This window comes from Nocardia sp. NBC_00416 (genome assembly GCF_036032445.1).
GTDB lineage: Bacteria > Actinomycetota > Actinomycetes > Mycobacteriales > Mycobacteriaceae > Nocardia.
In genome coordinates, this window is sequence record NZ_CP107932.1 from 6,029,587 (window position 1) to 6,041,958 (window position 12,372).

The window sequence follows — 12,372 nt, forward strand, 5'->3', positions numbered from 1 at the left end:
GTGCTCCTCCACATCATCTGCTCGCTCGGTGTCAGGCGGCGGGCAGCGAGGTCTCGTCAGGGGCGGTCCGCGACGGCGACTCGTCCTTCGCTGTGCCGGGCGCCTGATGAGTTAGGTAAGGCTACCGTAATTTATCGGGCCCTGATAGTGGGAAGTCAGCAGTGGGAACTTCCGGTGCTTCAGAACTGCTGGCACCGATGTTTTGCATAGGCTAACCTAAGTCGCTAGCGTGAGCGAAACTGCGCGAGATGCAGCTTCCCGGGACAACGGCTGAGGAGTCGCCTTCATGTCGGAGAAGACGAAAATCCAATCGGCCGAGAGCGATCCGGTTCCACAGATCGAAGATGTGCTCGCCCTCAGTCCGCTGCAGGAGGGGCTGTTCTCCCTGGCCCGGCTGGCCGGCGCAGGCGATCTCTACACAATGCAGTTCGCGCTGCACATCACCGGTCCGGTCGACGGCGACCTGCTGCGGCGCAGTATCGAAGCGATCCTGATCCGCCACCCCAACCTCCGGGCGGCCTTCTGGGATCAGGACCTGCCCAAACCCGTGCAGATCGTGCCGAGTTCGGTGGTGCTGCCCTGGTTCGAGCGCACCGCCGACCACCGCGAATACGAGGCGCTGGCCGAATCGGAGGCGCGCACCGGTTTCGACCTGGCCCGCGGACCGGCGCTGCGGGTGGTGTTCGTATCCCTTCCCGACGGAACGCACCGGATGATCCTGACCGCCCACCACCTGCTGATGGACGGGTGGTCGCTGGGCGTGTTCTTCCGCGAGATGTACGCGATCTACCAGGCCGGCGGATCGGCCGGGGGCCTGCCCGCGCCGCGGCCGTACCGGGACTACATCGGCTGGCTCACCGCCCGCGACCCCGCCGCCGACCTGTCCAGATGGACCGAGTACCTGGCGGGTGCCGAACCGCTGATCCTCGGCGAGCGTGCGGATTCGGCGATCAACACCATCGTGCCCGAAGTGCATGTGCTGAAACTGACCGAGACCGAGACCGAAAGGTTGCGGGCCTGGGCCGGAACCAGCGGCCTCACGCTGAACACCGCGGTGCAATACGCCTGGTCGGTGGTGCTCGGCCGGCTCACCGACCGCGACGATGTGGTGTTCGGCACCACCGTCTCCGGCCGGCCCGATGAGCTGACCGGCGTCGAGACGATGATCGGCCTGTTCATCAATACGATTCCCGTGCGGGTACGGCTCGATACCGCCGACGGCGGGGGAGACGGTGTGGTCGCCGCGTGCCGCCGCCTCCAGCGGGAGGCGGTCGCCATGCGCGGCGCCGGTTATCTCAGTCTGTCCGAGATCCAGCGGGCGGCCGGGCGCGGCGGCCTGTTCGACACCCTGTTCGTTTTCGAGAACGTGCCGGTCGGAGATGTGCTGCGACCGGTGAACCTGGCCGACGGCACCGAGTGGTCGGTGATCGAATCGCAGGGTCTCACCCACTATCCGCTGGCCGTCGTCTCCTATCTGCTGGAGGGCGAACTCTCGATCGGCGTCGAAGCGGTACCCGCGCTACTGGGCCATCTCGCACCCGCCGACCTGCCCGAACGGCTGGCACAAGTGTTGCGGCGGCTACCCGATCTCGGTACCGCCCGCTCGGCGGACCTGGATGTGCTCCTCCCAGGTGAACAGCCGCGGCCGCCGGTCGAACCGGCCGCCGAAATCCTCGGTGGGGGAGTGGCCGAACTGTTCGCGCGCTGTGCGGCGGCGACGCCGGACGCGCTCGCGCTGAGCACCGCGGACCAGCGGTTCACCTATCGCGAACTGGCCGCGGCCGCGCAGCGGGTGGCGGCGGCGCTCATCGCCCGCGGTGTCGGTGCGGAAGACGTGGTAGCGCTGGCCCTGCCGCGGTCGGCCGAATCCGTGATCGCGGTGCTGGGTGTGCTCGCGGCCGGAGCGGCGTACGTACCGCTGGATATCGAACTCCCCGCCGCGCGTATCGAATCGATCCTGCGTCAGGCCGCACCGAGGGTGGTCCTCACCACCGCCGGAGTGGAGGTGCTCGATGAGATAGGCGAGCTGCCGGATCTGCTCGATATGGCCACGGCGGCGGTAGCCGATCCCGGCGATACCGCGTTCCCGGTTCCGGTCCATCCGGACCAACGCGCCTATCTGATCTTCACCTCCGGGTCCACCGGAGAACCCAAGGGAGTCGTCGGCACGCACCGGGCTCTCGCGGCATATTTCGCCGACCACCGCGAACGCGTCTACCGCCCGGCCGTCACCCGGCTGGGCCGGCCGCTGCGGATCGCGCACGCGTGGTCACTGAGTTTCGACGCCTCGTGGCAGCCGTTGATCGGATTGTTCGACGGTCACGCGATCCATCTGTTCGGGCAGGCAGAGATGCGTGACGCGGGAGAGCTGGTCGCCGGGATCCGGCGGCACGAACTCGACATGATCGATACGACGCCGTCGATGTTCGCGCAGTTGGCGGCGGCCGGACTGGTCGACGAGTACGGGAACGTGCCGCTCGCGGTTCTCGCGCTGGGCGGCGAGGCGATCGGCGCACCGCTGTGGCGGCAACTCGCGGCGCTGTCGGGGACCGCCGTGCACAACTGCTACGGCCCCACCGAGACCACCGTCGAGGCGGTGGTCGCCGCCGTGACCGACCCGAACGGCGTGCCGGTGATCGGCGCCCCCACGACCGGCACGGCCGGTTATGTCCTCGACTCCCGGCTGCGGGCGGTGCCGAACGGTGTGGTGGGCGAGCTGTATCTCGCGGGCGCGCAACTGGCTCGCGGGTACATCGGCCGCCCGGGCGGTACCGCGGAGCGTTTCGTCGCCGACCCCTACCAACTCGGCGCTCGTATGTATCGCACGGGTGATCTGGTGCGGCGCTCGGCGTCCGGCGAGCTGGCCTATCTCGGTCGCGCCGACGGTCAGGTGAAGATCCGCGGCTACCGGATCGAACTCGGCGAGGTCGAGACAGCGCTGGCGGCGCTGCCCGGTGTGCGTTCGGCGGCGGTGCTGCCGTATCGCCGGCCCAGCGGTGCGGTGCTCGTCGGTTTCGTGATCGGCGCCGGGCCGGACTTCGACGCCGGGGATCTGCGCGCACGGCTCGCCGGAAGCCTTCCCGCGTACATGGTGCCGCAGCGGGTGCTGGCGGTGGACGCCCTGCCGGTGACCGGTAACGGCAAACTCGATGTGCGGCGGCTCGAGGCGCTCGCGGCCGAAGCTTTCCGCGGTGAGGCGGGCGGCGCCGCCCGCACCGACACCGAACGCGCGATCTGCGCCGTGATCGCCGAACTGACCGGTGGCCCCCGGCCGGGCGTCGACGACGATCTGATCGAGCTCGGTCTCGACAGCATCGTCGCCCTCTCCCTGGTGAACGGGCTGCGCCGGGCAGGCATCGCGACGACTCCGCGCACCATCCTGAGCGTGGGCACCATCGCCGAGCTCGCCGCCCGCATCGACAGCGGCGATACCGCCGAACACCGGTCGGCGGTCGCCGAATACGGTGCGGTCGGCGCGGTCCCGATCCTGTCCTGGATGCACGAATACGGTGGTTATCGGCGGTTCTCGCTGAGCGCACTGCTCGTACTGCCCGCCGGTATCGGTGCCGCGCAGCTGGTCGCCGTACTCCAGGCGCTGCTCGACGGACACGATCTGCTGCGCGCCCGGTTCACCGAGACCGCGACCGGTTACGAGCTCTACACCCGGGAGCCCGGAGTGATCTCCGCGGCGGAGATACTCATCACGTGCGACGGCGGCGCGGATCTCCCCGCGACGGTGGCCGCCCGGGCCCGGGCCGACGCTGAACTGCTCGATCCGCCGGCCGGGAACCTGGTGCGCGCGACCCGGATCGTCCGGCCCGCGACGACCGATCTGCTGCTGCTCACCGTGCACCATCTCGCCGTGGACCCGGTGTCCTGGTACGTGATCAGCGCCGACCTGGCCGCGAGCTGGGCCGAGTTGACCGCCGATCCGGCGGCGCGGCCGGATCGGGTTCCCGCGCTCCGCCCGCCGGTCGAGCACACCGGCTACCGCGAATACGCGGCGGCGTTGCGTGAGCGCGCTTCGCTGCCGGAAGTTCTCGCGCAGCGTGCGTACTGGCAACGACAGTCGGCGCTGCCCGATCCGGTGCTCGGCAGCCGCCGCCCCGATCCGTCGGCCGACGGCTGGGGCTCCTACCGCGCGCTCCGATTCGATACACCGGCCGCGACCACCGCGGCGTTGCTGGAATCCCCCGCCGCGGTGGCCGGGGTGCGCGAATTCCTGCTCGCGACCTTGGTGGTCACCCTGGCGACCTGGCGGACCGAACGCGGTCAGGACCCGTCCGGCGGGGCCTATGTCGCGATGGAGGCCCACGGCCGCGAGGACGCGATACTCGGCCCCGATATCGACACGTCCCATACGGTCGGGTGGTTCACCAGTATGTTCCCCGCCCGTTTCGGGGCCGGTGTCGAACCGGTCGATCTGGCCGCGGTACGCGAGGATCCGGACCGGGTCCGGGCACTGCTGGAGGCGGTGGCCGCCGAGGTCGCCGCGATCCCCAACAACGGGCTGGACTACGGGGTGCTGCGGTATCTGACCGAGGATCCCGCTGTGACGGCGGCCCCGGCGCCGCAGATCCTGTTCGACTACCTCGGCCGGGTCGATATGACGGGCTCCAGCACCGAGTGGACGCCGGCGTCGGAGGCCGGACTGGTCGAGCATCTGCCGCTGGCCCCGGAGCCCGATTTCGGTCTGCGTTGCGCCGTGGACGTGCTCGCGGGCATCGGCCCGACTCCGGACGGGCCCCAATTGGTGACGCTACTGCGTTGGAGCGAAGCACTGTTCGCCGAATCCGAGATCGATCGGCTGGTCGAGATCTGGCAGGACGTGATGACGGCGTTGATCCACGCGCTCGCCCCGGTCGATCTGCGGGCCGCCGACTCGGTCGGCGCCTGACCCGATCCGAACATCCACTCACGCTGATTCCGAAGGAAAGCCATGGCAGACGATATTCTCGAGCGCCGCAAACGCCTACTGCAGCAGCGGCTCGAGGAACAGGCGATAACGGCCGCCGAGCCGGTGGCTCCGGCCCGGCGCGGCGAGGACCCCGGCCCGCTGTCGGATGCGCAGCGCCGGATGTGGTTCGTCCAGCGGCTCGATCCAGAGGACACCACCCTCAACATCTGTGTCGCCTACCGGCTCGGCGGCGACCTGGATGCCGGGCGGCTGCGTTCGGCCTTGGCCACGGTGGTCGCCCGGCACGAGATCCTGCGCACCACCTACCACGTCGACGACGCGGGCGAGCCGTATCAGGTCTCCCGGGCCGATCACGAATTATCCTGGCAGGAACACGATCTCACCGGACTTCCCGAGGCGGGGCGGCAGCGCCGGGTGGAGGTGCTCGCCCGCCGGGAGTTCGCCCGGCCCTTCGATCTGACTCAGGATTCGCCGCTGCGGGCGAGCCTGGCGCGCACGGGCGAGAACGACCATGTGCTGATTTTGACCGTGCACCACATCGGGTGGGACGACGATTCCTGGCCGGTCTTCTTCGCCGAGGTCAATGCGGCCTATCGGGGCGCGGCGCTGTCGGAGTTGAAATTCCAGTACGTCGACGTCGACGCGGTCCGTCCGCGCAACGCCGAGACCGAGGCCGCCGACCTCGACTACTGGCGTGGTGTGCTCACCCCGTTGCCCGGCCGTCTCGAACTTCCGGGCCGCGCCGCGTCCGCGGTATACAGCCGCGACGCCCGGACGCGGTCGCGGGCGCTGCCCGACGACCTCATGGGCCGTGTCACCGCCGTGGGCCGACCGTGCTCGGCGACCCCGTTCATGGTGCTGCTGGCCGGTTTCCAGGCACTGGTCCGGCGCTACACCGCGGCCGCCGACTTCCTGATCTCGGTACCGGTGACCAATCGGTCCGGCCGCGGTGCCGACGCGCTGCTCGGATACTTCGGCAACGCGGTGATGATCCGAGCCGCCGCCGACCGCGACGCGACCTTCGCGACCCTCCTCGAATCCACGGTTGCGGCCTGTACCGGAGCGTTCGCGCATCAGGGCGCCGGTGTCGATCAGGTGGTGCACGCGGTCGGCCCGGATCGGGTGGCCGGTCGCGACGGTCTGGCGCAACTGGTCCAGCTCAGCTTCGGCATGCGCGGCACCGTCAACGGTTTCGACCTGCCCGGGGTGGAGTCCGTGGAACTCCCGCTCGCCAGTGCGGTGGCGCAGGAAGAGCTGGGGCTGATGGTGGTCGCCGACGACTCGGGCACCCGGGTCGAGGCGACCTACCTGGTCGACCGGCTGGAGGAGCGCACCGTCGACCAACTGCTCGACCACTACATCCAGCTCCTCGACAGCGCACTGGCGAGCCCCGATCGCCGCCTTTCCGAACTCGATATCCTGGGCGCGGATCGCGCCGCGGTCCTCGAGGTTTCGCACGGGCCGCTCGCCGAGACCGTGCCCACCACGCTCGTCACGCAACTGCAGGCGCGGGTCGCCGCGACACCCGGCAGTCCCGCGGTGGTGTCCGACGAGATCGAACTCAGCTATGCCGAGCTCAACGCGCGGGCCAACCGGCTGGCGCACTGGCTGATCGGCAGCGGCGTCGGGCCGGAGGACATCGTCGCGCTGAGCCTGGCCACATCGGTGGACTTCGTGATCGCGGCCTGGGCGATCCTCAAATCCGGGGCGGCCTATCTGCCCATCGACCCGGGCTATCCCGCCGAGCGGATCGAGTATCTGCTCGACGACGCCCGGCCGCGGCTGCTGTTCACCGAGAGCGCCTATGCCGCCGCCGTCGCGGCCGCCGCGCAACTGCCGGATACGGATCCGGCCGACAGCGACCGGGTCGCCCCGCTGCATCCCGCGAATATCGCCTACGTCATCTACACGTCCGGTTCCACCGGGCGTCCGAAGGGCGTACCGGTTCCGCACGCGGCGATCGCCGATCATCTGGCGAGTTTCGCCGCCGAATGGGAGCTCACCCCCGCGGACCGGGTACTGCAGTCCACCTCGGTCAGCTTCGACGCCTCCCTGATGGACATCTTCGTGACGCAATACGTCGGCGCGTGCGTGGTGATCCCGAAACCCAACGCCTACCGCGATATTCCCTATGTCGCGGATCTGGTGAGCCGGCAGGGCGTCTCGGTGCTGCACATGGTTCCGTCGATGCTGGCCACCTTCCTGATGCTCCCCGAGATCAACAACTGGACCACGTTGCGGCATCTGCCGGTGGGCGGTGAGGCCTTGCCGGGCGAGGTGGCGGATCGGTTCACCGCCCGGTTCGAAGCGCGTCTGCGCAACCACTACGGGCCGACCGAGGCGGTGGTGTGCTCCACCCATATGCCGGTCGAGGGCCCGCAGGGCACCGGGATCGTCCCCATCGGCGCCCCGAATCAGAACGTCCACCTCTACCTGCTCGACGACGCCCTGCAACTCGTGCCCGACGGCGTGGTCGGTGAGATCTATCTGGGCGGTGATCAGCTGGCCCGCGGCTACCTGAACCGGTCCGGTCTCAGCGCCGAGCGTTTCGTCGCCGATCCGTTCCGGTCCGGGCAGCGGCTCTACCGCACGGGCGATCTGGGCCGGCGCGGTATCGACGGCATGATCGAATTCATCGGCCGCACCGATGAACAGGTCAAGGTTCGCGGTCACCGGATCGAGCTGGGCGAGGTCGAAGCCGCGATCAACAACCATCCCGATGTCGCGCATTCGGTGGTGGTGGTCACCGACCATCCGTCGCTGGGTCAGTTCCTGGCCGCCTATCCGGTGCCCGTGCCCGGCGCGGAACTGGACCTGGACGCACTGCGTGAAAGGGTCACCGCCCGGCTGCCCGAATACATGGTGCCCGCGGCGTTCACGGTGATCGACCGGATTCCGCTGACCACCCACGGCAAACTCGACCGCCGGGCGCTGCCCGAACCGGAACTCGCCCTGGAACGGGAGTTCCGGGAGCCGCGCACCCCCACCGAGCGCCGCATCGCCGAACTGTACGGCCGGTTGTTCGACCGGCCGCGGATCGGCGCCGATGATTCGTTCTTCGAACTCGGCGGTCATTCGCTGCTCGCGGCGCGGCTCATCTCGATGATCCGGGCGGAGTTCGGCCTCGAGATCGATATGCGGGTGCCGTTCGACACTCCGACCGTCGGTGGTCTGGCCGCGCATATCGTCGCGGAGTTCCAGCGCGAATTCGGAATCGATATCGACGATATGGCCGAATTCGACGAGACCGGGTCCGAATCGGACTCCCCGGCGCCGGATACCGCCGCGTCCAGATCCGTGGTGCGGCCCGCCCTGGTACGCCGGGAACATCCCGACCACATTCCGCTCAACTATTCGCAGCGAATGTACTGGCTGCAGCGCCGGATGGAAGGCGCGATCGACGGCGAGAACGTCACCTACCCGGTGCGTTTCGACGGACCCGTGGACGTGGAAGCGCTGCGGGCCGCGGTCGCCGATGTGGCCGCCCGGCACGATTCGCTGCGCACGACCTTTCCTGAGCACGAGGGCACCCCGTATCAGCACATCGCCCCGCCGGCTCCGGTGCCGATGCCGGTCGTGGATCTGCGCGGGGGAGCCGAGGATCCCGCCGAGCGGCTGGAACACGAACTGGCGCGGGATGCCGCCTACATCTTCGATCTGCGGACCGAGATCCAGTTGCGGGTGCGGCTGCTGGTGCTCGACGACACCACCAGTGTGCTGTCGATCCTGATGCATCACATCATCGCCGACCGGCAATCCTGCGATATCTTCGTCGACGATCTCACCCGGGCCTATCGGGCGCGGTTGGCCGGGAAGGCGCCGGACTGGCCGGAACTGGGCATCCAGTTCGCCGATTTCGCCATCTGGCAGCGCGAGGTCTTCGATCGGGCTCCCGGACAGGGCGCGGTGAGCGCTTACGGTCAGGAGCTGCTGGACTACTGGTGTGCGACGCTGAAAGGAATACCGGACGAGATCGCGATCGCGCACGACCGCCCGCGTCCGGCGGTGCTCGCCCGCAACGGTGTGAGCGCGACCCGGGTGGTTCCCGCGACCACCTGGCAGGCGGCCAGGCAGTACGCCGAGGGCGCGGGCGTCACCGATTTCATGCTGTGCCAAGCGATGAGCGCCGTGACCTTGCACGCGCTCGGGGCCGGTGACGATCTGCCGATCGGCGCGGCGGTCGCCAACCGGCTCGACGAGCAGACCGACCAGATGATCGGCCTGTTCGCGAACATGGTCGTCCTGCGCAACGATCTGTCCGGTGACCCGACACCGCGCGCAGTGCTGGCCCGCGTCCGGGACGCCGCGCTGGACGCGATCACCCGGCAGGGGGTGCCGTTCGAGCGGCTGGTGGAGACGATCAACCCGCCGCGCACCCTGTCGCGCAACCCGTTGTTCCAGGTGGTGATGCATTTCCGGAACCGCCCGCAGGCGGTGGATTTCACGGCCGACGGCACCACGACGATGACCGGTATCGCCAAGCACTACGAAGTGTCGTTCATGGATATCCATTTCGACTACACAGTGGAGAGCAACGGTGACCTCACCACCCGTGTGGTGGTGAACACCGATCTCTACGAACCGGCCACCGGCGCGGTGTTCGCCGACGCACTCGCCGGGGTGGTCGAGGCTTTCGCCACCGCCCCGGACCGCTCGGTCGCGGACCTGCGCGTGGTGCCCGAGGATTGGGACACCGGCCAGGTGGTGATCCGGCACGGGGTGCCGGTCGCGCCCGTGGCGGCGGTCGGCGGTACCGGCGCGACCCTGCTCACCGATACCGAGCGAACCATCGCCACCCTGCTGGCCGAACTCCTCGAGATCGACGAGGTCGGGCGCGAGGACGGCTTCTTCGCCCTCGGCGGCGACAGCGTTATCGCGATTCAGCTCTCCGCCCGCGCGGGGGAGGCGGGATTGCCGCTCGCGCCGCAGTTGCTGTTCGAATACTTCACCATCGCAGATCTGGCCGCGGCGGTGGACGAGATCGTCGCGAATCCACCGGAGCCGGAAGAGGAGTCCGGTGCCGGGGCCGAGCAGCAGCATCTGGCCCCGATGGCCGCTTCGGGGCTCGATGCCGATGCCCTGAAGAATCTGCAGAGCGCCTGGTCCGCGCGGAACTGATAGCGGCGGTCGTCCGGTGGACGGGTGTTCACCGGGCGACCGCGGCGCAGGCGACGGCGAAACGAAAACCACACGCGCAGAGATGATCCTGTAGTGGGTTGCCGCGGGCGGCCCGTACGGGAGGAAACCATGACCAGGCTTGCCCTTCTCGCGGCGGCTGCTGCCGCCGCCGCGCTTCTCACGGCTTGTAGCGATACGGGCGCATCGGATTCCGGTCCCGCGGCATCGAGCACCGCCCCCGCAAGTGCTCGGGCCTCGACACCCGCTGCCGGGAGCACCGAACCGGCTCTTCCTGCGCCGCCCGATGCTCCGAGTGCGCCTGAACCCCCGGCTGCGCCCGAGCCTCCGAGTGCGCCTGAACTCCCGAGTCCGCCCGAGCCTCCGAGTGCGCCCGAGCCTCCGGTTGCGGCGCCCGCACCCCCACCTGCGGTACCCGATCCTCCGGTCGCGGTGCCGGCGGCCGACCCCTGCGCCGTCGTGGACCGCGAGTACCTGATAACCACGCTGCGCATGACGGGTGGTCCGCGATTTCCGCTGGCCGATCTCGAACAACCGAGGTGCAGCGGCGAGTACGCCACAGCCCGGAGCGTGCCGGACGGTGAGACCCAGCCGAGCATGTACCTATTTCACTACGTCGAGCAAGACGGGCACCTGCACTGGCGTGTGATCGATGGAGGCTCCGCTCTCGATTGCGTGCACAGCAACGGCGTGCCCGCGGACGTAGCCGGTCGAATCGGTTGCGGCGGATAGAAGTCGGACGCCTTCCGGTCGCGTCAGCCTTCCGGACGCGCTGTCTCCGAACGCCGCTGATTCCGAGCCCGTCGGATCGGCTCTGCACCGGGGTGGAGCGGTCGAGAGCGTCGGCGGCTCGGGATCGCGCGCCGGGCGGATCGGCCACCGTCGCGCGAGCCGCTGAGCCGCTGAGCCGCTGAGTGTGCCCCCGCTGGGATTCCCGGTCAGCTCCGGGCCGGCGTGCCGACGATGATGCTGCCGACCCCACATTCCTCGAGTTCGTCCACCCCGGCGGCCGCCACGAACGCGGCCGTATCGCTGAAACCCTGGGCGCAGACCCCGAGACCCATCGCGGTTCCCGCCAGATACACGGTCTGCATCAGCACCCCGACATGTTTGAGGATGCTCGCGTAGGCGACCTGCTCGTAGGTCCACATCACTCGTCCCGCGCGGGCCGCCAGCAGGAGCACCACTTGTGGTTCGGCGCCGCCGACCAGTGTCGCCGAGGTGGATCGCACGAGTTGGCGTACTTCGGCGGAGTCCGGCTCGGCGATCCGGTGCAGGGTGTGCTCGAACGAGTTGTAGTGGTACATACCGGCGTCCAGCCCGTCGACCGTGCGCACGATCGGGTACACCTCGATCTCGTAGACCCCGCCGCCCGACGGGTAGGGCCGCGACAGCAGCTCCTCGCCGGGGCCGACCGGTTTCACCTCCCGGGTCCGGGCGGTCCGATACAGCAGTTCGGCCAGCTGGTCCAGGGTGATCGGCGCGCTGTCGTCGTATTCGCGGCAGGAGTGGCGATCCTCCAGGACCGTGGTCAGGCTGGGGTCGGCTGTCCGCAGGGCCGCGAGGTCGGGCGCCGGTAGCGCGACAGGTGTGCCCGGATACGCGGGCTTGCGGGCGTCGGGTTGCGGAAAGCTGTCCTTGGCCCATTTCGTGGGGCCGAAATGCTCCCAGGTGATCGTGCGGGGGCCCAGGGTGCTGCGCCGGTGGAACCACAGATCGGGTGCGCTCCAGCTGCGGGTCGTGAACCGGTCCCGCTCGTCGACCGGGTTCGCGGTGAACCCGCCCCAGTGCAGGTCGTCGGCGAGCCGTTCGAGGACTTCGGGCGCGAGGCCCGATTCGGCCGCGTCCTGCCCGCCGAGCACGGCGATGATCCGCGGATCGGCGATCCGCAGATCACACCAGGAAAGCGGGTGTTCGAGCACGAAACCGGTGGTGTCCCGGCGCAATATCGTGAATTTCGACAGTGCGCCGGGCGCCGGTGCCGCGCCCGCGGGCCGGGCCCGGGGCGTGGTGAAGGGGTCGAGGGTGTAGAGGTCGCGGTCGCCGTCGACGACGGTGACCGCCAGCCAGCCCTCGGCGGCGAGCTGGCCCAGTAGTACGGCCACATCGCCGGCCGGGTCGGTCGCGAGCTGCGACAACAGTGCCGGGCCCCGGTTCAGCGTCTTCAGCGCGTCGCGACTCGCCGCAGGCAGGCCGGTCAGTTTCTTGTTGTGCGGCGGGTTCAGCAGTACCGCCCCGTTGGGCATGGTCAGACAGGTGACTCCGGTGCGCAGGGCGTACCGGAGACGCTCGTGGACGAGGGTGGACAAACCACTTCT

At 69.3% G+C, this 12,372-nt stretch carries 3 protein-coding genes; 2 read left to right on the plus strand and 1 reads right to left on the minus strand.

Annotated features, from left to right (window positions below; all coding sequences use genetic code 11):
* Positions 1-286: 286 nt before the first annotated feature.
* On the plus strand, positions 287-4,897 hold the full coding sequence (locus OG804_RS26105; RefSeq protein ID WP_328390845.1) for a non-ribosomal peptide synthetase: 4,611 nt from the start codon (positions 287-289) through the stop codon (positions 4,895-4,897).
* 42 nt (positions 4,898-4,939) lie between these two features.
* Positions 4,940-10,036 carry a non-ribosomal peptide synthetase gene (locus tag OG804_RS26110; RefSeq protein ID WP_328390847.1) on the plus strand — a complete coding sequence of 1,699 codons (5,097 nt, stop codon included), beginning with the start codon at positions 4,940-4,942 and terminating at the stop codon, positions 10,034-10,036.
* A gap of 956 nt (positions 10,037-10,992) precedes the next feature.
* On the opposite strand, the gene OG804_RS26115 is transcribed toward OG804_RS26110, so the two are convergent.
* On the minus strand, positions 10,993-12,363 hold the full coding sequence (locus OG804_RS26115; RefSeq protein ID WP_328390849.1) for a SagB family peptide dehydrogenase: 1,371 nt from the start codon (positions 12,361-12,363) through the stop codon (positions 10,993-10,995).
* Positions 12,364-12,372: the final 9 nt, after the last annotated feature.

Bases quoted from the DNA above. Each gene is read 5' to 3' on its own strand.
- OG804_RS26105 (WP_328390845.1), top strand. From the start codon at position 287: ATGTCGGAGAAGACGAAAATCCAATCGGCCGAGAGCGATCCGGTTCCA.
- OG804_RS26110 (WP_328390847.1), top strand. From the start codon at position 4,940: ATGGCAGACGATATTCTCGAGCGCCGCAAACGCCTACTGCAGCAGCGG.